Below are 22,575 nucleotides of genomic sequence, written 5' to 3'. Positions count from 1 at the left end.
CTGAGGACCAGTTACCCGGCGACCATGGGTGCCATATAGGGACTATCGGGCATAGCGGAGTTTCTCTGATCAGAACAGACGCAATTGCTGTCGACACGATCAGCAGATGCCTGCAATGAGGGGGTGTGGGGATTGTGGCAACCATGTGACGTTCGCGGAGATTTCCCACGGCTTCGAAGGGCCGAACACCTCCCCCGTATGCTTCCTCAGCGATGCCGAGGCGCCACGTGCGAGGTGCGGCGGGCGCCGGCAGCAAACGGGGGAGGAAGCAAACGTGGGGCCCACACCAGGCGATGACGCAGCCGAGTTGAAGAAGCGGGCCGAACGGCTGCGAGATTGTGCGCGTGAGGCCCGAGCGCTCGCCCGCAGACTGGGGCCGTACCTCGACGACGCGGTGAAGAAGGCCACCCCGCGCGCCGCAGCGTTCCGAACGGGCGGCGGCGAGGGCGCCATCTGGCAGGGGCCGTTCGCCGATGAGTGCACAGCCAAGCTGCAGCAACGGCAGCGCACGCTGAACAGCATGGGCACCGCGCTGCTGGGAGACGCCACCCGCTGGGAGAGCCAGGCCGACGAACTGGATCGGCAGGCCGGGGAGAAGAACAAGGCCCAGGCTGGGACGGGTGGCAGCTGATGGGCTTCCGGGGCTTCGATGCCGCCAAACTGACGACTCTGGCCGGCCACCTGGACACCCTCGCTCAGAACTCAGGGAAGCTCCATTCACAGCTGGCCGCCGTGCTCACCACCGCCCAGCAGAACCTGCCGTCGGGGCAGAACGCCTCCCGCAACCCCGACCTCCAGGATCTCGTCGGCGATGTGATCCCGATGCCGTCGTTCTTCCGTCGCCCGCGTCTGCCGGGCTCCCTGGGTGGCGAACTCGGCGACATGCAGTCGTCGATGAAACGCCGCATCAAGCAGATCGAGGGCCTGCAGGAGCTGGAGAAGCGGGGATACCCCGTCAGCGACAGCAGTGTCTTCCTCGATGAGAAGGCGCCCGACGCGAAGAAGATCGACGATGCCCTCCGCCATCTCCAGGAGCTGAAGGGCAAGGACTTCGGCTCTAACGGCAACCGCGACGACCTGGAGCAGATCTCCGGTGAGCTCGGCGGACTGACCGCCGCCGAACTGGACTCCGTCGTGACGAAGGCCTCGCCCAAGGACCTGGCCTTCTACAACCAGCTGCTCACCTGCACCGACGACTCCGTCTGGAACCCATTCGACGACAACGGCCTGCCCGAGGACAAGCGACGGGACACGCTGAGCCTGATGCTGTCCAAGGTGAGCCCGGAGAACGTGGGCAAGTTCACGGCGGCATTCCCGGGCGTGCAGCCCACGTTCACGAACACCGACGCGTACGAGGCGGGCGGCAACAGCCAGAACGGTCAGACCAACAACGGCATTCACTGGGCACCGCCTGCGGACCCCTTGTTCCAGGACGGGGTGTCCGCCGATGACGTCAATCAACGCCAGTTCGGCGACTGCTGGTACGTCGCATCACTGGCCGGCCTGGCGCAGAAGGACCCCGCTTTCGTGCAGGAGGGCATCAAGCAGAACCCGAACGGCACGGTGAGCGTCCGCGTCTGGGACAAAGAGGGCAACTACCACTGGGTGACGATGACGGCCGATCTGCCGTCCGACCAGAACGGCGACCCCATCGGCACGTACGGCAATGGGGAGAGCTGGCCCGCGTACTACGAGAAGGCCTTTGCGATGGTCTACTCGGACGACGGTGACGACGAGCGTGGATATGGCGGCATCGAGGGGGACGACCCCAAGAAGTCCGCTCCGTACCTGACCGGCAAGGAAGGCGAGGACCTGACCACCGGGGGCTTCCTGGGGATCGGGGAACACGAGGACAAGAGCCTGGAGTCGCTGAAGGAGGCCTACAGCTCCGGAAAGGTCGTCACCGTGTCCACCCCGGCCGACGAGGAGCTGGACAAGAACCACCCGGCCGAGTGGGGCAACACTTACCACAGCAACCACGCCTATTACGTCCGGGGATTCACCGACGATGGCAAGGTCATCCTCGGAAACCCCTGGGGCGTCTCCGGCTATCCGCCGATTACCGTGTCGCAGGAGCAGTTCAACAAGTACTTCGGCGGAGCGGAGGCCTTCGATGCCCCGTGACGCCCGGGAGGCGAGCAGCGTGTCCGAAGGCGAGAAGGTGAAGTACCCCTTCGCCGTCGACGGTCGCTGGGCCCTTCGTCACCAGATTCCGTACACCGTCGAACACGATGGCCGGACCTATCAGGTCCTGGCGTCCGTCTTCGCCGAACCGTCTGTGCACGGACGGGTCCGGATCGGCTGCGAAGGCCGACCCGTCGGGGAGTTCGACGGATTGACCCTGGGTGACGTTCTGGACATCACCGGGGACAGATGGCGGGTGGTGGGTGTCGACTACCGAACCCGCATCGTGCTGGAGCAGGTGATCGACGGTTGCAAGGAGGACACCGGTGTTCAGCCCGGCAAGTAGGTACGGCATCGCGAGTGCCACCCTGGCCTTGTGGGCGCTGACCGCCTGCGGATCGTCGTCCGGCGGCGGTGACGTCCCGACGGCCGCACCCACGACCACACGGGCGGCGGCGAAGGACAAGGGTCCGCAATGCGTCGGTGAAGCCCTGGCGGACGGCGTGCACGTCCTGCGAGGAGGCGGCTTCCGGCTGCCCGGCGGTGGAGGCGTGCAGTACGCGGCCGCGAGCGCTGACGGAACGTCGCGTACTGCGACAATGCGCGACGGGGCCGGTTACGGAGCGGGACAGCGGCAGTGGACCGTGAAGCCGGGATCCCGGTTGACCCTCTCGGGCCACGCCTACACCGTGCGGCAGGTCTGTTCCTACCGTGTCGTCCTGGAACCGAAGGACGCCAAGGACAAGGCGGCTCTCGCTGCCGCTCCCGAGTCCATGAAGTCCGCGGGCGGCGCCGCCGACAACCCCCTGTGCTTCACCACCAACCGCGCCGTCCTGGCAGCCGCGGCGAAGAGCTTCCCTGCCAAGGGACAGACGTTGTCCCTCCTCGCTAACGGCGGCGTGAAGCAACTGCCCACCGGTCCGTCCCTCACCGTCTCGTACATCGACAGCGCGGCGGGCACGGCCGGTCTCGGCGCGAACTGTGCCGGGATTCCGGTAGCCCAGTACAAGGACGTGAGGGTCGGCGACACCGTCGAACTCGCCGGGGTGCTGTTCAAGGTGTCGGGGCTCACGGAGCAGGCGGTACGCCTCACCCGGACGAGCGAGTAGCACGCAGCAACGGTCCGCCGTGACAGCCCGGGTCCCGGGGCGGGCATCGTCGGCCACGCAGCCCTCACGCCCTCTTCACAGGCTGGGGTTATGGTCGGAGCCCGTCCCCGAAGTGACCCGGAGAGACCCACCGTGTTCGGCAAGAATCGGCACGTCGATGAACCTTCCATCCCTCTTGTCCCCTGGGCGGACGCCTGGGAGTTCGCCATCACCGAGGAGGAACGGCCTGCCGGGGGACAGCGCAAGCGGGCCGCGCTCGGCGTCCGTGCGTTCAGGGTCCCGCAAGGTCTGGCAGGACAACGCGTCAACGCCCCCTGTGCCTTCTTTCCGCCACAGCCGTCGGACGGGGGCGCCCGTCGCCTGTACGAGGACACCGGGGGCAGCAGGCTGATCTGCTCGCTCGACGAGCCTCAGGACATCGAGGGCCGGCGCCACTACGAGGTGCGCGACGCACGGGGCGAGACCATCGGCACGATCCAGCGCATCGCACCGCTGAAGCACGCCGTGAAGCCGACGTGGCGCATCGTCCAGCCGGGGCACCCCGAGATCGTCAGCAGCGCGGAATGGGCGAAGGGCGGTGCCAGGGAAATGGTCCAGCGCGGTGCCGGCAAGCTGCTCCTGGGCGTCGTGCAGGCCGTCGCCGACATGGGCGCGGAGGGCGGCGACCAACCGGCCAAGTCGCGGGTACTCGAATGGAAGGCCGGTGACGAACTCGTCCTGACCTCCGAGGGCGACCACAGGTTCCTGGTTCGGGCGGCATGGCTGGACCGACGCCTGGTGTTCGCATACGCACTCCTGCGTACGGGATGAGCACACTCCCGAACATGCGGTGTCGACGCGGTGACCTTCCCCAAGAGTGCGTTTGCACAGGGTAAAGAGACGGTGATCCAACAGCCTCGTACGAACCTCTGTCCGTAAAGTGGGGGTGCGACTCCACAGCCTTGACCGGCTGGTTCCGGAACACACGCGCTGGGGATTTGAAACGTGGGCATGCGGAATGTGAATCCGGACGATCTGGATCAGCTCGCGAAGCTGCTCGACGGGCGCGGCGGGGTCCAGGACAAAGTGGATGAAGCATTCACCAGAGCGTCCCGGCTCGGCGTGCCAAGCAAGTTGACCACGCTCAAGCCCCTGCGCAGCTGGGTCAAGGACACCGCACCGGACCTGCGCAAACGGGCCGTCTTCGCCCGGCTGGAAAGCGGGGACCCGCAGGCCGGACTCATGTGGGCCGGGTTCAGCGCCAAGGAGATCGAGCAGTACAAGAGCGAGGGCCTCGGTCCGGACGCCCTTGTGCTGGCCAACTCCGTGGCAGCCAGTGACGATCCGAACGCCTACAAGTTCAAGCGTCAGCCGGATGAGTCGCTGGCGGACTGGATCGAACGCCTTGAGGCCCATGCCATCTCCCAGATACCCGGGCTCCAGCCACACGAAGAGACGATCGCCACGATGATCGGCCTCTACGGCGACTGGGGATCCGTGACGGCAGCCACGGCCGTCGTCACCATGCAGGGCACCTCCCTCACCAAGGTGCTGCTGGGCAACTCCCTCAAGGCGGGTGCGCTGCGCACCTGGAAGACGCGGCTCGGGGTCGTCCTGCGGGGATCCGAGAACGGCCTCATCCGGTCCGCCGGCAACGGCCTGGTCAAGTGGGCGCCGAAAATACGCTCCTTGAGTGCCCCTGGTAGTTGGCTGCCAGGTCAACTCGGCTCCCTCTTCGGCCGGAGCAGCACCTATCAGAGCCTCTCCCGCATTCCCCTCACGAGCGGGCTCCGGGGCGACTTGATCGGTCAGGGTTACAACTGGGTGCGCGCCACGCCCTTGATGAACACCCTCCGCGCCAACGGGGTCATCGACTTTCTGGTCGGGTCGGACCAGGCGGCCAGGATGTACGGCGGTTTCACTCACTCGGGCCAGGCGGTTGCCCGCGCGGGCAACGCGAGCCTGATCAAGGTGTTCACCAAGGCGGCGAACAGCCAGCGGTTCGCCAACTCCGTCGCGGAGGCCACCAATGCCGCGCGGGGTGCGGGGGCCTTGCGCACGGGCCTCGGCGCCGCCGCCAAGACCGCCGGCTTCTTGCGCGGCGCCAGCATTGTGGGCGGTGTCCTGTCGACGGGCTTCAGCGCGGCCAACGTCATTTCGCAGGGCAACCCTGTCGACGCCTTCAAGAAGAAGGGCGCGGCATACGTCGCCGACGTCGCCGAGGTCGGCTTCAACGCCTCCCTCACGGCGGCCATGGTCGCTCCGAACCCGGTCACCATCGGCCTCGCGGTCGGAACGGGGCTCATCTACGGCGGGGCGAAGGTCGTCCAGCACTGGGACGACATCAAGGACGGCGCGGGCAAGGCGGCGGGCTGGGTCGGTGACAAGGCCAAGGATCTGGGGAAGAGCATCGCCAAGTCCAAGGCCAATCCAATGAACTGGTTCTGACCGGACACACGCGAAAACACCCGGGGCGCTCTGTCCACGCCCGACGGCTCACTCGTCCGCGACCAGCAGGTCTTCCCTGTCCGGCAGCAGATCGGTGATCTTCTCCCACACTTCGGCTGAGTTGGACTTCACCAGGACGAGTGCGCTGTCCGGCCCGACCTGCCCCGGCATGATGGGTTCTTCGGGCTGTTCGCGGATCCAGTAGCCGAGAGGGCCGCAGTCCCAGGCCGCCAGAGCGCGAATCATCGTGGAGCCCCGGCCCTCGTTCTCGCCGTCCCAGGCGACGGTGATGCGCCAGGTGGCGTTGAGGGAGACGACCAGGTCCAGGAACTGGCTGAGGGCCCGGCCCTCGAGGCTGGTGTCAGCCTCGGCGAGTGCCTTGCGCACGCGTTCGCGGGTCACGTCCTCGTCGGCGCCGGGCTCCTCCAGGGCGACGAACGCGGCGTCCAAGGCTCCCATGGTCGTCTCGACCCGAACCTCGGGAGCGCCTTCCTCCGGCTTCTCCGTCCGGTGCAGGTTGACCTTGCGTGCGAGTTCCCACACGAGGGTGTTCGGCTCGATGGAGACGTACTCGGACTCCTCCTCCCCCGGCCAGCCATCGTGGGAGATCACCGCCTCCTGGCCGACGATCACCCCGTGGTTGACCGCGCCGTGCTCACCCGTGATCTCCACCTGGATCATGACCATCGGGTCGGCCAGGGCGCCCAGCGGCTCCCGGAGAATCGGCGCCAGCTCTCCCTCCTCACCCACCAAGCCGATGCGCTGTAGTTCGACAAGTGAGTCCCACAGCGGCTCAGGGGCCGTCTCGCCGTCCAGGAGGTGGGCGAACACGGCGATGTGACGGTCGGCCAGTCGGAAGCGTGCTCGGGAACTGTCGTAAGAGGGCACTGGTGCATTCCTCTCGCTGCAGCAGGACCAAGGCCTGCTACTTCTTCTCGTCCTTCAGGTCCTTGGCTTCCTGCGTGCACTTGTGCGCCTCGTCGCGCAGAGCCTTGGCGACGGTGCCGCACGTCGTCTGCCAGCCCTTGAGACGCCCGCGCACGTCGTCCGCATTCGGTCCCGACCAGGTCTTCATACCGGTGGTGCTGTGCTTCTTGGCCGCATCGACGAGTGCGTCGATGTGGTCGGCCAGCGACCGCAGCTGGCCCGCCCGCTGATTGAGTTCCTGAATGTCTGGATTTGCCATAGCAGCCTCCCCCGCTGTCCCAGGAGCCTCAGCATACTGGCGCCGCGTGTAGACCTTCTTGGGGATCCCGGCCGAGGCCAACACCACTTGTTCACATGAAACCCCCATCCCCAAGGCACTGGATCGCAACTACGTCTGGTGCGGTAGCGTCCCTTGTTGCAAACGGATAGTCCGTTTACGTGTGTGACACGGGGAGGATCGCCATGGATCGCGGTGCAGATCTCACTCAGCTTCGGGAGCTGTCCAAGCTCTTCGGCAAGAAGGCCACCGACCTCCAGGGCCTCATCAAGGCGCTGGAGTCCGCCACGAGCCACAGCTCGGGTTACTGGAAGGGCCCCAAGGCCGACCGCTTCCGGAACGACTGGCACGACATCAAGCCGACGTTCGACAAGTGGGTCGACACGCTGAACGACGCCAGCAAGTCGGCCAACACCAGCGCCGACAACATCGAGCGCGCCACCTGAGTCGACGCGGAACACGCGGACATCGCAGCCTGCCGGGGCATTCCTTCGAGGCCGTTACGCCTCGGACGGGATGCCCCCGGCGGCATTTCAGCAGGAGATACGGCTAGGCGCTTGTAGGCGACGCCGACGCATCATCGAGCAACGTCCGGCGGCCGAGGACCGTGCAGCGTCAAGCCTGCGGCAACAGATCACTCGTGTGACCCAAACCTTATCGCCAACCTGTCGGAAATCGGAAAGATCACCGGCCGGCTCGATGACGAGTTGCCCAAATACGGTGGGCGGATGGCTTTCATGAGGTTGATAGATGAGTAAGAAGAAAAAGAAGCGCCGTCCTGCGGATCAATATCAGCTACCGCCCAATGTGGAACGCGCACGGCAGGCTGCCGCCGGACGGGCCGACTTCAAGCCACGGCCACCGCTTCCTCCATGGCGTGTCATCTGGGCTTGCATCGGCTTTGTCGCGTTGTGCGTAGGGATGGCCCTTGTCTTCTGGCTCCCGTCGCGCTCCCTGGTCGAGGACCTGCGCTCCCGTGGCGTCACGGTGGCCGCGACGGTAGTCGACGTCGACACCAAGCCCAAGTACGTCAAAGTCCGTTTCGCCCAGGGACCCAGGCGAGGCACCACGGTCAAGCTCTCGGAGATCGCCGGAATGCTTCCGGACGCACACTCCGGGGATTCGATGCAGGTGACCTACGATCCCAACGACCCGTCGCGCAGTCTTGATCACAGTTGGGTGATGGCCCCTCCCGCCAACTTGCCGCTGTACGGCGTCTCGGCTCTCGCTGCCTTCTTCCTGTCGGGAGCAGTCGTTTTGACGCTCCGCCGCCGTTGGATCCTGCGGACCTGGCCACCGGAGTCCCCGGTCTCCGATCCGGAACACCCGCAGAAGGCCGGTACCAAGTCTGTCCGGCTCACCAAGCCCTGACCACCGGGAAATCAAACTGCGGGTCCCGCCCTTCAGGCGGGACCCGCAGTGCTGTCATGACCCGTGGGTCAGCCGTTCATCACAGCCTGCACCGGCACGAACGCCCCGCCCGCCACGAACAACCCGCTACCCGCTGCCCCGCCCCCGCTGTTCGCAGGGAGCCGGATGCCGAACAGTTCGCCGTCCGAGGAGCTCTGCGGGGTCAGCAGCAGGCCGTTGCGGGACTTGCGGGCCTCGACCGTGAAGCCACGGTACTGGCCGGACAATGAGTCCGTCGTGCCGGCGGCGAGCAGGCCCACACCACCGTCGGCTCCCTTGCGGATGACCCCTTCCAGTGGCTCGTCCAGCGGCGTGTCGTAGAGGAGTTCGGCGTCGTCGACCACAACGACGTACGGCTGTCCGTCGAGCTGATCCTGGATCTCCTCCAGGTCGTCACCCGAGCTGTCCGCGTTGAGCAGACCGAGCACACCCTCTCGCCCCTCGAGGTCCCGCAGCGGGGACCGGCGAGGTGTCACGACCACCAGGGGCGTACCTGCTCGCAAAAGCGACTCGGCGGCGCACAGCAGTGCCGTCGAGCGGCCGGACTTCGGCGGACCCGCGATGACGAAGCCGGGGCCGTTCTCCTCCAGGTCGATACCGATGGGGTGGAGTTCGTCGCCGCCCACGGCGAGAAGAGCCCACAGGGGCGACGACGGGGCGAAGTCCGGGTCCAGAGCCATTGCCTCCGACGCCGTGATGCGCGTCGGCAGAGCGTCGACCCGCAGGGGACGCCGACCCGCCGGGACGCGGCCGTAGCGGGTTCGCGCCTCTTCCGCGATCTCGCGGAGCGCACGGACCTGGGCTTGGCCGGCGGGGTCCTGCGCCAGCAGGCCTATCTGGGTCTCGTCCACACCGGTGTCAGTGATCCGCAGGGCGCGCCCGGGCGGCATGTTCTTCGGCACCTCGCGAGCCTGCAGACCTGCCGTGGAGTAGTCGTTCGGGTCGGCGAAGCGCATGACGAGACGGTCGGCGAAGGCCGAGGAGACATGACCGCTGAGGCCACTGCGGTCGGCCGTCATGACGACCTTCAGACCCGCTGCCGAGCCCTCGCGGAAGAGTCTCTGGGCTGCTTCCAGCAACTGACCGTAGTTGTAGTTCTCGAAGGTGGACGCGAAGCCTTCCCAACTGTCCAACAGCAGCACCATCCAGGGCAGGCGCTCTTCCGGAGCGGCACCCGCGCGCTGTTCCGCCGCGCTCGACGCGCCCTCCATCGCCAGCAGTTGCTGTCGACGAGCGACCTCCACCTGCAAGCGCTGGATCAGACGGCGGGCTCGGTCCGGCTCGTCGCGGGTCACTACAGCGCCCACATGAGGCAGACGCACCAGCGGCAGAAGGGCGTTGGAGCCACAGTCGATGCCGTACACATGCACGTCGAGCGGCGAGGTGTTGCGGGCCAGGGAGCCGGCCAGCGTACGAAGCGCCGTCGAGCGACCGGAGCGGGCGCCGCCGAGCAGCAGTGTGTGCTCGCCGTGCACCAGGTCCAGGGACACCGGCACACGGCTCTGCTTCGCCGGGAGGTCGACCAGGCCGTACGGGATCGGGGCCACGTCGCCGCCCGGGGCGGCCGGTGCACCACCGTAGGCAGACAGTTCGTCGAGCGTGACGGACTCCGCCAGCGGTGGCAGCCACGGGCTGCGCTGCTCGCCGAAGCCCATCCGCTCCGCGCCTTCGCGTACCGCGTCCACGAGGACGGCCAGGTCGGTGACCATCGTGCCGTCGTCCTCAGCCTCGTCCCGCTTGGGCAGCGGACGGGCGTAGGCGTTCCAGGGCAGGGGGATCAGTGTCGCCTTGGGGCCCGTCTGCCCCGTGGCGGGGCGGCGGCCACCGATGCGGGCCGACTGCACGCCGACCAGGGACTGGGCGCCGGAGCGGACGTACATACGGCCTGGAGTCGACTTCGCGATCGCGCCCGAATCCGGTGCGTCGATGACGTCCATGGACTCGGAGGCGTCCGTCACGCGCAGGGCGATGCGGAGGTTGGTGTTGGCGCGGATGTCCGCGCTCACCACACCCGCCGGACGCTGCGTCGCGAGGATCAGGTGCACGCCGAGCGAGCGGCCCCGGCGTGCGATGTCGACCAGGCCCGCGATGAAGTCGGGCAGTTCGGCGACCAGGGAGGCGAACTCGTCGATGACGAGCACCAGCCGGGGCATCGGTTCCAGTTCGGGGCGGAGCTTGCGGGTGTCGTTGTAGTCCTCGATGTCCTTGGCAGCGGCGTCGAAGAGGATGCGCTCCCGGCGATGGAGTTCGGCCGCGAGCGAGGCCAGGGCCCGCTCGGTCAGGTGGGCGTCGAGGTCGCTGACCATGCCGACGGTGTGGGGCAGGCGTGCGCAGTCCATGAACGCGCTGCCGCCCTTGTAGTCGATGAGGACGTAGTTCAGGGCGTCGGGACGGTTCGCGACCGCCAGCGAGGCGATGATCGTCTGGAGGAGTTCCGACTTACCGGCACCCGTTGTACCGGCGACCAGCGCGTGCGGTCCGTCGCGGCGGATGTCCAGGACGAACGCACCGTCGGCAGCGAGTCCGATGGGTGCGGACGTGGTCGAGCCGCCCGCCTGCCAGATGCGTTGCACGTCGGCACCGGCCGGGTTGGGCATGTTCAGCAGGTTCAGCAGCCGAGCCGAGGTGGGCAGGGCGGAACCGGCGTCGTCGCGGCTGACGTCGCGGACGGGGGCGAGCGAGCGGGCCAGGAGTTCGCACCATTCGTAGGGGACCTGGTCGGCCAGGACGTCGCCGACGGCCTCCAGGCCGTAGCCACGCGCCCTCACGTGGTGGGCCGCGTCCGGTGACCAGGCCACGACGGCTTTGCACTCCTCGGGAAGCAGCCGCTCGTCCTCGTCGATACAGAGGGCGAAGATGCCGTACTGCGGGCCCTCGGTCAGGAGTTGCGGGACGCCGGGTACACGGCGCAACAGCCGTGCCCCGTCCAGGATCAGGAGCACGTTGGCGTCCGGATACAGCTGGCCCGTCATGTTGTGCTGCTCGCGGGCCGCCTTGCGTCGAGCCAGCTCGTTGAGAAGTTCGTTGACCCTGCGGCTGATGGCCTCCGAGTCGAAGCCGACCAGCGCGACGCAGTCCTGGCCCTCGTCAGGGTTGGTGTGCGGCAGCCAGTGCGCCCAGTGCCACTCGGCGCCGGCGGCGGGCGTCGCGGCAAGGGACACCAGTGACAGGTCCCGGGGACTGTGCAAAACGGCGGCCTGCACGCTCAGCCAACGCGCGGTGGCGAGGGCGCGGGCACGATCGCCCGCGATGCCGACCACGCCGAGCCGGGCCAGAGGCAGGGTGACGGGGACATCCGGAAGGACCGGAGGCTCCGGGGGCTCCTCGTCGTGTGCCATGCCCCCGCGCGCGAAGACGAGTTCCACGTCGGAAGGCAGCGCGCCGACGCCGATGCGCAGCTGCATCGCGTCCGGGTCGGTGAGTCGGCGTTCCCAGAGGCGGCGGCGGGGGCCGGTCGCGAAGAGGAGGATCTCGGCCGGGTCAGGGTTGTCCTCGCGGCGGGCGCGCTGTTCTTCCTTGCTGAGGGTGACGAGTTCGGCCTCATGCGCCGCGAGGTCCTTCTTGTACTGCTTGAGCGACGTCTTGTGCTTCTTCTTGCCGTCGCGGTTCTCACTGATCCACTGGCCCAGCATCATGAGCGGGCTCATCAGACAGAACAGCAGCATGTAGATCTGCTTGGTGATGAAGTACATGGACAGCCCGAACAGCATGGGCATGAACGCCATGATGAACTGGAAACGTGCCCGTTCCCCCTTGGAAGGGGGCACCGGCACGGCCAGCCGCCGCCGGGGGCGCAGCGGCGACAGCCGAGGGGGGCGGTTGTAGGCGAGACCGCCCTCGCTCATCGCGGACAGGTGCGCGTCCGGCTCGGCCACCTTGTCGAGCACCAGCAGCGAGTCACCGACCCGTACGACACCACCGAGCGGCCAGGGAGTCCCGGCCGTCACCGCGTCGTCGTTCAGTCGGATGCCGGCCCCTGCCTCCGGGGTGAGGGTGACGTTGCCCTGGAGGTCGATCGTCAGCCGGAGGGCGACCGGCGGCAGTGAGGCGTCGGGCATAGGGAGCGAACAGGTCGGCGCCGATCCGGCGGTCGCGACGCCGACGCCCAGCCGGACCACCCGCCCGGACCCGGGACCGCCGGCCACCCGCAGTTCGTACTGTCCGACGGGCTCGCCCTTGCGCAGCAGCGGTCCTATCGAACGGTCGACGGAGACCCGCATGCCGTCCCGCAGGACACCGGCTGCCGGCGACGCTGGATCGCACAGCTCACCGTCGGCCCACAGCGCCGGCGCTCCGGTCGCCGCCGTCCCGTAGCCGGGCAACGAAGCCAGTGAGGTGCCGGGCATGGCCACGACGTTCCCCGTCCCACCTACAGGCGCGGCGGCGCTGAGCCCGGTGGTCTGCGCCAGCACTTCCGCGACATCGGCTGCCGTGGCGGTGTCGTCGGTCGTGACGACCACGTCCTCCGGCTCACCGCCTTCGCGCACGACCGTGACCAGCATCCGCATGATGGTCAACCTCCCCGTCGGCCCCTGTGGCCACGTTCATTAACTTCAGCTAACGGAGACTATGGCAGTCCCCGGCACAGCGCCCCAGCGCCCCGGTGTCACACCGCGGGCAGCGCGTAGATCTCCGGCCCGTTCGTCACCAACAGCCGGTTTCCTGCCGGTGCGATCTGCCAGGGGGCGCCGGAGTCCTTGTCGTCCGTCCAGGTCCAGCGCACCTTGCCCGTCTTGGCCTCGAGGGCGATGACTCCTCCCGACAGGGGCCCGGCGGCGCAGTACAGCGTCGCGCCGACCCGCACGAACGACTCCGCCCCGCCACGGTCCTGGTCCTCGCAGAGCCAGATCCGCTGGTGCGTCTTGACGTCGACAGCCCAGATACCGCGGTCGTAGTCACTGACGTAGAGCACGCCGTCGATGACGGCCGGGTTGTTGAAGCCGCGTCGGCCCTTGGGGGAGAGCGTCCAGCGGGTGCGGCCGGTCTCCGCGTCGACGGCTGTCAGCTTCTCGCCGGGCAGGAAGACAAGGCCGTTCGCGACCGTGGGCTGCCAGGCCCAGTCGTCGCCGATCTTCTGCGTCCACAACTGGTCGCCGGTCGCGGTGTCGCGCACGGTGAGGTTCTGGTTGGAGTCCGCGTAGACGAGGTACTTGCCGGAAACGGTGCCCTGGACGTCGTAGTCCCTCGTGCCCCAGTCGCGGTGCTGGAGCCACACCTTCTTCCCGGTGCTGTGGCTGATGGCGGCGATAGCGGTGCGGTACTTGGTGGCGCTGGTGGCCTGGGCGTAGTCGGTCGCCGTGACGTACACGTTCTTGTCGTCGATGGCGATGGTGCCCTCGATGCCGATCTTCTTCCCGAGGCGGCTGCGCCACACTTCCTCGCCGGTCTTCACGTCGCGCGCGACGAGGACTCCCTCGATGCCACCGTCGGTCAGGAACACTTTGCCGTCGTGGAACAGAAGCTGGGAGCCGGGGGCACAGACGTCAGGCTTGGACCAGCGGGCCTCGCTGGTCTTCACGTCGTACGCCACCAGGGGGTCGCCGCTGATCAGGAGCAGGCCGTCATGGATGAGGAGCGGTACGTCGGTGGTGGTGCTGTCCTCCGCCGCCGTCTCGTGCCACAGGGGCTGGGGGGCGACTCCGGCCGGCGGGGTGGTGAAGCTCTCCTCGACGGGTTGCGCGGAACCGTCGGCGCCAGTCGTGCCGTTCGCCGCACCGGAGTTGTCACTTTCCTGCCCGAGCCACCAAGCGGCGCCCACGCCCGCCGCCGCGACGGCGGCGGCACCACCGAGGGCGAGGCCGAGGACGCGGCGGCGGGAAGAGGGAGCCGTGGAGGCAGTGGCCACAGTGGAGGGCGGTCCCACTGTGCCGGGCTGTTCGTGAGCGCCGTGACCTGGCGGGGGCGTCCCGTATCCCGGGGTGGGCGCGCCGCCCGGGGGTGTGGCGTAGCCCGGCGCCGGCGTCGCGTGGGCAGCCGCTGGGGAGCCGCCGTAGCCCGGGGCCTGCGGATACCCGTACCCCGGCGTGGGTGTGCCCCCAGACCGCCGTGTCCCGTCCGTCATCGCCGGTGCGGGCCCGAAGGACGCGGCGGCCGGTGGCTGAGGCTGCTGCGGTGCCTCCAGGTCCAGGATTCCGGCCGCATGCGTGGCAATGGTCGATGCCACCGCCGACGGCAGCCAGTCGCTGAGGACGCCCTCTACGCCCTGCGGTGCGAGCGCAGTCACGATCTCGGACGGCACCGGCCGATGCGCTGGGTCTTTCGCGAGACACGCGCGGACGAGGCCCAGCAGTTGTTGCGGTACGCCCTCAAGGTCGGGCTCACCGTGCACGACCTGATAAAGCAGCGAGGCGTGCGAGACGGTGCCATGGCCGAAGGTGCCCCGGCCGGTCGCCGCGAACGCGAGCACGGCGCCGAGCGAGAAGACATCGCTCGTTGTGCCGACATCCTTGCCGAGCGCCTGCTCCGGCGACATGTAGCCGGGCGAGCCGACCACGACTCCCGTCTGCGTCATACGGTTTCCGTCCACCGCCCGCGCGATCCCGAAGTCGATGACGCGCGGACCGTCTGCCGCCAGCAGGACGTTCGACGGCTTCAGGTCGCGGTGGATCAACCCCGCTGCGTGTACCTCCTGAAGGGCGGCGGCGAGGCCGGCGGCCAACGCTCGGACGGTACGTTCCGGCAGCGCGCCATGCGCTGCGACCACGTCCGTGAGGTCCGGGCCGAGCACGTACGACGTCGCCAGCCACGGCAGCGGCGCGTCCGGGTCGGCGTCCACGACCGGGGCGGTGAAGCGGCCGGAGACCGCCTTGGCTATCTCGACTTCGTGCCGGAAACGGTCGCGGAAATCGCCGTCCGCGGCCAGGTCCGGACGTACGACCTTCACTGCGACGGTACGGCCACCGGGTGAACGGGCGAGGTAGACGCGCCCCATGCCGCCGACACCGAGTCTTCGCAGAAGTCGGTACGTGCCCAACTCCGCAGGGTCGTCCGGCTGCAGTGTCTCCATGGTGGGCCTTCCCGGCATGGCCCGATGGGGCATGCGTCATTCGTCTGTGATGGTGTTCGCTTTAGCAGACACAGTAGTGAGCGCCCGAACCAGGGTGAGAATTAGGGGCCATGAGCGGAAGTTCGGCGAGGCCGAAGCGGAGGAAGGCGGCGGGGTCGGCGCTACGGTACGAGCACCGGCCGGGCCGCCCGTCAGTCTCCGAGCAGGAGAAGCAGGGCTGGGGTTGTCTGTGGGCCTGTCTGGTACTCCCCGGCTTCGTCGCCCTGATCATGCCGCTGGTCCTCTTCGACATGTACTGGGGCCACGAGCTCTGGGGCGACGTCGCTCCGGCGTGGCCGGGCGGTGCGTACGCCTTCGCCGGCACGGTCGGCGCCCTGGTGCCGGTGGTCTTCTTCGCCTGGGTGGCGCCGCTGACCCGGATGAACTGGAAGAGGAGCAAGCGGCGTTCGCTGGCCTGGGTGGCAGCGTCCCTGCCCGGGTTGGCCGCTTGCTACCTGGTCGCCGGAGTGATCGCCACGACCGCACGGCCCAAGCGGCGCCGCAACTGGGATGCCGACTGCTACAGCCGCGGCGGGCCGTGCTGGGTGCACGTGCACTACCCGTGGCTCTGGGCTGCCGGCCTGATCGCCACCCTCGTGGCGGCCGCGCTGTTGATCATCCTGCTCGTCAGGCTCAGCCGCAGGGCAACCTCTACCCCACCCTCGACATCCGAGCCTGCGGCCGCCCCGACTCCTCGCTCTCCGACTGGTATTGGAGGTCGTCGCCCACCGGCTTGAGGTGGACCGTCGTCTTCGCGGGGTTGCAGCCGCTGTGGTTGGTCTTCGCTCCGACCGACGTCGCGACGAGCTCCTTCTTCGTGACCTGCTTCAGGGTGAGTACGTCGACGCAGACGCCGCCGATCTGGTCGGTCTGGCGGAGCTTGCCCAACTCCTGGCCGACGGCGGCCCGTTCGACCGTGATGCGGAAGGTGCCGAGGGGCAGTCTGCCGTCGAGGGCGACACCCTGGCCCTCCCAGGTGCCGAGGTACGCGGCGGGCACCGCACCGGCGGAGGGAGCGGAGCTCGCGGTGGCCGCCGGGGGCGAGTCGGAACCGCTGGACGAGTCCGCGTCGTCCTGGCCGCCGCCCCGGTCCGGCAGCAGGTCGAACACGAACACCGACCCGATCGTCACGGCCGCCATCGCCCCCGCGACCGCCAGCGCCACGGAGCAGCTCAGCCTGCGCACCCGTCCGCCGCCGTCGCCCTCCGGCGTGGACGTCGCCGCGACGGAGACGGTGACCCTGCCGGGCCGCCGACCGGAGGTCGGGGCGGTGTCCTGCGGGTGGTCACCGTCCCAGGGTTCGGGTACCGCGCCCCGCGGGTGGTCACCGTCCCGGGGTTCGGGTACCGCGCCCTGCGGGTGGTCACCGTCCCGGGGTTCGGGTACCGCGCCCTGCGGGTGGTCACCGTCCCGGGGTTCGGGTACCGCGCCCCGCGGGTGGTCGCCGTCCCGGGGTTCGGGTACGGCGGCGATGCCGGGGGTCTGCGCCGCTGTCCCGGGCGATGGCATCACCGGCGGCGGTCCGAATACTCCGAGCCCCCGCTCCTCACCCCCGGCCGTTTCCGGTGCCCCCACCGAAGGGCTGCTGAACCCGACCAGCCCGGAGGGGCCCCCGGCCCCCACCTCCGCTCCCGTCCCCGTCGTCGCCTCCAGGTTCAGCAGCCGCACGGCGCTGCGGCTCACCTGCTCCACCAGCGTCCCCGGCAGCCACCCGCCCGCCACCAGCCTGGCCGCCCCCTCGGGGGCCAGGCGGCGGGCCAGCTCGGCCGGGGCGGGCCGCGCCGCCGGGTTCTTGGCGAGGCACTCCGCCGCGAGGCCCCGCAACTCGCCGTCCAGCGCGCCGAGTTCCGGTTCCTCGTGGACGACCTTGTAGAGGAGGGCGGCGGAGGAGTCGCCGGGGAAGGGGGGCCGGCCGGTCGCCGCGTAGGCGAGGACCGCGCCCAGCGAGAAGACGTCGGCCGCGCCCGTGACGCCCTTGCCGAGGATCTGCTCGGGCGACATGTAGCCGGGCGAGCCGATGGACACGCCGGTGGAGGTGAGGGACGCCGTGCCGTCGGTGGCCCGGGCGATCCCGAAGTCGATCAGCAGCGGGCCGTCGAGGGTCAGCAGGACGTTCGACGGCTTCACGTCCCGGTGCACCAGGCCCAGCTCGTGCACCGCCGCCAGCGCCTCGGCGAGCCCCGCGCCCAGGGCCCGTACGGTGTGGGCCGGCAGGGGCCCGCCGTCGGTGACCGCGGCCGACAGGGACGGACCGGCCGCGTACGCGGTGGCCACCCAGGGCACCCGTGCCCCCGGGTCGGCGTCCAGGACGGGAGCCGTCCAGGCGCCGCCCACCCGGCGCGCGGCCTCGACCTCGCGCCGGAAACGCGCCCGGAACTCCTCGTCCAGCGCGAAGTGCGGATGCACGATCTTCACGGCGACCGTGCGGCCACCGGCGCTGCGGCCCAGGTAGACCCGGCCCATGCCGCCGGAGCCCAGCCGGCCGAGCAGCCGGTAGGGCCCCACGACGGTGGGTTCGTCGACATCGAGCGGCCGCATGAGCGTCACCCCTCCCCCGTGGGCAGGCGGGGACGGCTCCGGTCCCGGTACGCCTGCACCACCAGCAGAGTAGTGCGGGAGCACCGTCCGGCTCACGGCTGGAGCAGGTCCACCTTCACGTCCGCGGGGAAGCCGGTCGTCGGGCCGACCCGCCGGGCGAACTCGGCGACCGCCGCCAGCTGCGGGCCGCCGAAGCGGAAGTCGAGGGTCGTGAAGTAGCGGGCGAGGGTCTCCTCGTCGAAGGCCTCCCAGCGGGCGGCCTGCTCGGCGACCTTGCCGACCTCCTCCAGGGAGAGGTTGCGGGAGTCGAGGAAGGCCTCGTGCACCCGGCGCGTGATGACCGGCTCGCGCTCCAGGTAGTCGCGGCGGGCCGCCCAGACCGCGAAGACGAACGGCAGGCCCGTCCACTCCTTCCACAGTGCGCCCAGGTCGTGCACGGCCAGGCCGAAGCGCGGCCCGTCGAGCATGTTGGCGCGCAGCGCGGCGTCGCCGATGAGGACGGCGGCGTCGGCCTCCTGCATCATCAGGCTCAGGTCGGGCGGACAGGTGTAGTAGTCCGGCTGGACGCCGTACCGCTCGGCGAGGAGCAGCTGGGCGAGGCGCACGGAGGTGCGTGAGGTCGACCCGAGGGCGACGCGGGCGCCGTCCAGCCGGTCCAGGGGGACCTGCGAGACGATCACGCAGGACATGACCGGGCCGTCGCAGCCGACGGCGATGTCGGGGAAGGCGACCAGGTCGTCGGCGTGCCGGAGGAACTCGACGAGGGTGATCGGACCGATGTCGAGTTCGCCCTGCACCAGCTTCTCGCTGAGCTTCTCCGGGGTGTCCTTGGAGAGCTCGAAGTCGAGGAGCGTGCCCGTTCTCGCGAGCCCCCAGTACAGGGGCAGGCAGTTCAGGAACTGGATGTGGCCGACGCGCGGCCGGGTGCGAGGATTGTCCACATCGTGAGGCTAGCCCTCACGGCGTACGGACGGGCGCGCGACCCCGCCGTCGGGGTGTGGGCCCGTTGCGGGCGCCCTCTCCGCCAGTCGGCCGGACGATGTTCAAACATTCGGGTGACGTGATCTTGACCCCTATTGCATTCCGCGGCCTGCGTGCTAGGCTCGTCGCAAGTTGCAGTTTGGTTTCCCTTGCAGTACAGAGCCTGCGGAGCATGTGACCGCGGGCTCTCGTCATTCTCAGACATATGCACTTGTGCGGAATTCATCTTCACACTTGCTGGTTCTGGAGCAGGGCAACCCTTTTGGGCCCAAGGAGGGCTTATGGCTACCGGAACCGTTAAGTGGTTCAACGCCGAAAAGGGCTTTGGTTTCATCGCCCAAGAGGGCGGCGGCCCCGACGTCTTCGTCCACTACTCCGCGATCAATGCGACCGGATTCCGGTCGCTCGAGGAGAACCAGCAGGTGTCTTTCGACGTCACGCAGGGTCCGAAGGGCCCGCAGGCTGAGAACGTCACGCCGGTCTGATTTGTAGTACCCAAGGAGCCCCGCGCCGCCAGGCGACGGGGCTCCTGCCCTTATCCAAGCCCTTCTGTCCGGTGAATTCCCGGCGAATTCCGGCCGTGGGACGATGAGCGGATGCGGGAAGACCAGGAGAACAGTGGGGAGGCCGGCGGTACGCCCGCCGAAAGCCCCTGGCCATGGGCCTGTCGGTCGGCCTGTCCCTCGGCACGGCCATAGGCATCGTGCTCGGCATGACCGTCTTCGACAATCTCGCGCTGGGCCTGGCCCTGGGCCTCGGTTTCGGCACGGCGATCGGAGCGGGGGCGGGCGCGGGCATCGGCGCGGGGGCGGGCCTCGCGAGTCCAGGGGGACGGGGAGAACGAGGGGGACGGGGAGCATGGCCGGAACCAGGCGGACGGCCGGTCGGACGAGGGCCGGGAAGACAGCGGCTCGCGCTAGGGTCTCCGGCCATGACCGACGCCCCTGACCGCGTGAATGACGCCCCTGACCTCGTGAGCGACACCTCCGGTCTTGTGACCGACACCCCCGGTCCAGTGACCGACGCCCCTGCCCTCGTGACCGACGCCCCCGACTTCGTGTCCGAGACCCGCCTGTTCTACGACACCGTCGCCGAGGAGTACGCCGTCCAGTTCGGTGACCTGCGCCCGGGGACGCCGCTGGACCGCGGCGTGCTGCACGGGTTCGCGGAGCTCGTGGGCGAGGGGGGCGAGGTCGCCGACCTGGGGTGCGGGCCCGGGCGGGTGACGGCGTACCTGGCGTCCCAGGGGCTGTCGGTGTTCGGGCTGGACCTGTCGGAGTCGATGCTCGCGATCGCCCGCCGCGAGAACCCGGGCCTGCGGTTCGAGCAGGGCTCGATGCAGGAGCTGGACCTGCCGGACGGCTCACTCGACGGTGTCGTGGCCTGGTACTCGATCATCCACACACCCCAGGAGCACCTGCCCGCCCTCTTCGCCGGTTTCCACCGCGTCCTGCGCCCCGGCGGCCATCTGCTGGTCGGCTTCCAGTGCGGGGACGAGCCCCGCCGCTACGAGGAGGCCTTCGGCCACCAGGTGTCCCTGACCTTCCGCCGGGGCCGGCCGGAGCGCGTCGGCGCCCTGCTGAGCGGCGCCGGCTTCACCGTCCGCGCCACGACCGTACGAGAGCCCGACGAGGCACGGGGCGAGCCGGTCGCCCAGGCGAGCCTCGTGGCGCGCAAGCCCGGGGAGTAAGCCGCCCGGGGCATCGCCGCAGCCCCACTGTGATGCCCGAGCGGCCCCCGCAGCCGGGCGTGCGCTCCCCAGCGCGAGCCCGCTGCCGACCCACACGCCCCGGCCCCCTGCGCCGGCCGGCCTCCGGTCCCTACAGCACCCCCGCGATGTCCCGCGCCGCGATGTACCCGAACGTCATCGCCGGGCCGATCGTCGAGCCCGCGCCCGCGTAGCTGTGGCCCATCACGGCCGCGCTGGCGTTCCCCGCCGCGTACAGGCCCGGGATCACCGAGCCGTCCTCGCGCAGCACCCGGGCCCGGGCGTCCGTGCGGAGGCCGCCCTTGGTGCCGAGGTCACCGGGGACGATGCGGAAGGCGTGGAACGGGGGCAGCCAGAGGGGGGCCAGACAGGAGTTGGGGAGCACCGAGGGGTCCGTGTAGTAGTGGTCGTAGGCGCTGTCGCCGCGGTGGAAGTCGGGGTCCTCGCCCTGCCGCGCCTGGGCGTTGAAGCGGTTCACGCTGCTGCGCAGGGCCGCCGCGGGCATGCCGATGGAGGCCGCCAGGGCGTCCAGGGTCCACTCCTTGTGCGCGGCCCCGGATTCGTACCAGTCGTCGGGGAAGGGCAGGGTCGGCAGGACGTCCTTGAAGAGGTACCGGTTGCGGTAGTTCTGGTCGACGATCAGCCAGCACGGGATGGCCGGGTCGGTGTCGTGGACGTCGTACATGGTGTGCACGACGTCGCTGTAGGGCGCGGCCTCGTTGACGAAGCGGCGGCCCGCGGCGTTCACGAGCAGCCCGCCGGGCAGGGTGCGTTCGGCCAGGCAGAAGTAGGGCCGGCCGGGGATCGGGATCGCCGGGCCCCACCAGGCGTCCTCCATCAGGTCGAGCGCCGCGCCCAGCCGCTCCCCCGCCCGGATGCCGTCGCCGGTGTTCTCCTTGGCCCCGACGGTCCAGTCCGTGCCGATGGGCCGGCGCTGGAAGCGTTCCCGCATCGCGGCGTTGTGCTCGAAGCCGCCCGAGCCGACGATCACGCCGCGGCGGGCGCGGACCAGGCCGGGTGTGCCGTCGCGGGTGACGACGGCTCCGGTCACCGTGCCGTTCTCGACGTGCAGGTCGGTCAGGGGTGTGTTCAGCCAGACCGGGACTCCGGCCGAACCCAGGCCCGCGCGCAGGCCCGCCGCCAACGCCTGGCCCATCGTCAGGGGCTTCTGGCCGAGCGTCGCCGCCTGCACGCCGCGGGCGAGGCACTGGGCGGCGACGGCCGCGCCCCGGGCGTTCACGGCGGCCAGGGCGACCCACTTGTAGTCGGCGCTGAAGACGACCATGCCGGCGGGGACGTCCATGTACGGCGGGTTCAGGTGGGCCAGCTCGGAGCCCAGGAGGTTGCCGTCGAACTGGTCGGGCTCGATGGAGCGGCCGTTCGGCAGACCGCCGGGGAGCTCGGGGTAGTAGTCGCTGTAGCCCTCCATCCAGCGGAACCGGAGGGGGCTGTTCGCCATGACGAAGGAGATCGTCGCCGGGCCGTGGGTGAGGAAGGCGCGCTGCCGGTCGGCGGGGACGTCCGGGCCGACGACCGCGGCGAGGTAGGCAGCGGCCTTCGCGGGGGTGTCCGGGACGCCGGCCGCGAGGAGCACGGAGTTGTTGGGGATCCAGATCCCGGCGCCGGAGCGGGCGGCCGAGCCGCCGAAGGTCGGTGCCTTCTCCACGACGACGCAGCTCAGGCCCTGCCGCGCGGCCGTCAGCGCGGCGGTCATGCCGGCGGCCCCGGAGCCGATGACGACGACGTCGTACGTGCCGAGCGGGGGTAAGTCCGCTGCCCGGGCGCTCTGTTGGACGCCCGTGGCGACGGCGAGGCCGGCACCGGCGGCCCCGGCCAGCAGTCGTCTTCGGGTCGGGGCCGTGGCAGTGCCCGCGGTGTCCGTGCGTGTGGTCATGGCCGCTCCAGCCCGACGAGAACGCGAAAGGGGTGGGGAATGTCGCGCGGGGGTCTTGCGAAGTCAAGACCCACGCGACACCCACCGCGACCACGCGCCCGCACCCGAAGCCGAAGCCGGAGCCGGAGCCGGAGC

At 69.6% G+C, this 22,575-nt stretch carries 18 protein-coding genes and 1 pseudogene; 12 read left to right on the top strand and 7 right to left on the bottom strand.

All coding sequences use genetic code 11. The annotated features are described in order from the left end of the window. The first annotated feature begins 274 nt into the window (after positions 1-274). The 6 genes from QOL88_RS22850 (at position 275) to QOL88_RS22825 (ending at position 5,660) form a co-directional block, all read left to right on the top strand. Entirely contained in the window at positions 275-631 is a 357-nt protein-coding gene (locus tag QOL88_RS22850; protein ID WP_097218989.1) for a hypothetical protein, read from the top strand. Next, the gene (locus QOL88_RS22845; protein WP_097218986.1) at positions 631-2,124 is read left to right on the top strand and encodes a C2 family cysteine protease; all 1,494 of its coding nucleotides are present in this window, start codon (positions 631-633) and stop codon (positions 2,122-2,124) included. The genes QOL88_RS22850 and QOL88_RS22845 overlap by 1 nt, the downstream gene beginning before the upstream one ends. Next, entirely contained in the window at positions 2,114-2,470 is a 357-nt protein-coding gene (locus QOL88_RS22840) for a DUF6406 domain-containing protein (RefSeq protein ID WP_097218983.1), read from the top strand. The genes QOL88_RS22845 and QOL88_RS22840 overlap by 11 nt, the downstream gene beginning before the upstream one ends. Then, entirely contained in the window at positions 2,451-3,233 is a 783-nt protein-coding gene (locus QOL88_RS22835) for a hypothetical protein (protein WP_097218965.1), read from the top strand. Before QOL88_RS22840 ends, QOL88_RS22835 begins: the two co-directional genes overlap by 20 nt. A gap of 132 nt (positions 3,234-3,365) precedes the next feature. Beyond that, on the top strand, positions 3,366-4,043 hold the full coding sequence (locus QOL88_RS22830) for a hypothetical protein (RefSeq protein ID WP_097218963.1): 678 nt from the start codon (positions 3,366-3,368) through the stop codon (positions 4,041-4,043). A 180-nt stretch (positions 4,044-4,223) separates the two neighbouring features. Beyond that, positions 4,224-5,660 carry a PE-PGRS family protein gene (locus tag QOL88_RS22825; protein WP_097223136.1) on the top strand — a complete coding sequence of 479 codons (1,437 nt, stop codon included), beginning with the start codon at positions 4,224-4,226 and terminating at the stop codon, positions 5,658-5,660. A gap of 48 nt (positions 5,661-5,708) precedes the next feature. On the opposite strand, the gene QOL88_RS22820 is transcribed toward QOL88_RS22825, so the two are convergent. Continuing rightward, the gene (locus tag QOL88_RS22820) at positions 5,709-6,548 is read right to left on the bottom strand and encodes a hypothetical protein (protein ID WP_097218960.1); all 840 of its coding nucleotides are present in this window, start codon (positions 6,546-6,548) and stop codon (positions 5,709-5,711) included. 37 nt (positions 6,549-6,585) lie between these two features. Beyond that, positions 6,586-6,846 (bottom strand): hypothetical protein, encoded by a 261-nt coding sequence (locus tag QOL88_RS22815; RefSeq protein ID WP_097218956.1) that lies wholly within the window; start codon positions 6,844-6,846, stop codon positions 6,586-6,588. A 203-nt stretch (positions 6,847-7,049) separates the two neighbouring features. On the opposite strand from QOL88_RS22815, the gene QOL88_RS22810 reads away from it, so the two are divergent. Both QOL88_RS22810 and QOL88_RS22805 read left to right on the top strand, forming a co-directional pair. Continuing rightward, positions 7,050-7,310 (top strand): WXG100 family type VII secretion target, encoded by a 261-nt coding sequence (locus QOL88_RS22810; RefSeq protein ID WP_097218954.1) that lies wholly within the window; start codon positions 7,050-7,052, stop codon positions 7,308-7,310. 304 nt (positions 7,311-7,614) lie between these two features. Further along, a complete protein-coding gene (locus QOL88_RS22805; protein WP_143668882.1) occupies positions 7,615-8,235 on the top strand; it encodes a DUF3592 domain-containing protein in 621 nt (206 codons plus the stop codon). A gap of 68 nt (positions 8,236-8,303) precedes the next feature. Here the strand turns inward: QOL88_RS22805 and QOL88_RS22800 are convergent, their stop codons facing one another. Next, the gene (locus QOL88_RS22800) at positions 8,304-12,782 is read right to left on the bottom strand and encodes a type VII secretion EssC family protein (protein WP_097223135.1); all 4,479 of its coding nucleotides are present in this window, start codon (positions 12,780-12,782) and stop codon (positions 8,304-8,306) included. 98 nt (positions 12,783-12,880) lie between these two features. Then, a complete protein-coding gene (locus QOL88_RS22795) occupies positions 12,881-15,280 on the bottom strand; it encodes a serine/threonine-protein kinase (protein WP_097218949.1) in 2,400 nt (799 codons plus the stop codon). A 110-nt stretch (positions 15,281-15,390) separates the two neighbouring features. On the opposite strand from QOL88_RS22795, the gene QOL88_RS22790 reads away from it, so the two are divergent. Beyond that, positions 15,391-16,056, top strand: coding sequence for a hypothetical protein (locus QOL88_RS22790; RefSeq protein WP_143668881.1), 666 nt, complete (start codon positions 15,391-15,393; stop codon positions 16,054-16,056). Here the strand turns inward: QOL88_RS22790 and QOL88_RS22785 are convergent. Both QOL88_RS22785 and QOL88_RS22780 read right to left on the bottom strand, forming a co-directional pair. After that, positions 15,971-17,857: a serine/threonine-protein kinase gene (locus tag QOL88_RS22785; RefSeq protein ID WP_097218944.1), complete on the bottom strand. Its 1,887-nt coding sequence runs from the start codon at positions 17,855-17,857 to the stop codon at positions 15,971-15,973. The genes QOL88_RS22790 and QOL88_RS22785 overlap by 86 nt on opposite strands. Before the next feature lie 92 nt (positions 17,858-17,949). After that, positions 17,950-18,798: a menaquinone biosynthetic enzyme MqnA/MqnD family protein gene (locus QOL88_RS22780; protein ID WP_030840117.1), complete on the bottom strand. Its 849-nt coding sequence runs from the start codon at positions 18,796-18,798 to the stop codon at positions 17,950-17,952. Between the two features lie 321 nt (positions 18,799-19,119). On the opposite strand from QOL88_RS22780, the gene QOL88_RS22775 reads away from it, so the two are divergent. The 3 genes and pseudogenes from QOL88_RS22775 (at position 19,120) to QOL88_RS22770 (ending at position 20,528) form a co-directional block, all read left to right on the top strand. Next, the gene (locus QOL88_RS22775; protein WP_004984723.1) at positions 19,120-19,323 is read left to right on the top strand and encodes a cold-shock protein; all 204 of its coding nucleotides are present in this window, start codon (positions 19,120-19,122) and stop codon (positions 19,321-19,323) included. A gap of 173 nt (positions 19,324-19,496) precedes the next feature. After that, a pseudogene (locus QOL88_RS38895) lies at positions 19,497-19,613 on the top strand (glycine zipper domain-containing protein); the annotation flags it as partial. Between the two features lie 261 nt (positions 19,614-19,874). After that, entirely contained in the window at positions 19,875-20,528 is a 654-nt protein-coding gene (locus tag QOL88_RS22770; RefSeq protein WP_257028076.1) for a class I SAM-dependent methyltransferase, read from the top strand. A gap of 130 nt (positions 20,529-20,658) precedes the next feature. Here QOL88_RS22770 and kstD read toward each other — a convergent pair whose 3' ends face one another. After that, complete coding sequence (kstD, locus tag QOL88_RS22765) at positions 20,659-22,440, bottom strand: 3-oxosteroid 1-dehydrogenase (protein WP_097218938.1); 1,782 nt, start codon at positions 22,438-22,440, stop codon at positions 20,659-20,661. Positions 22,441-22,575: the final 135 nt, after the last annotated feature.

The organism is Streptomyces sp. Ag82_O1-12 (assembly GCF_900182715.1).
Classification (GTDB): Bacteria; Actinomycetota; Actinomycetes; order Streptomycetales; family Streptomycetaceae; genus Streptomyces; species Streptomyces massasporeus.
The sequence above is the reverse complement of the archived record's forward strand: the minus strand, read 5'-3'. Positions and strand labels throughout refer to the sequence as shown.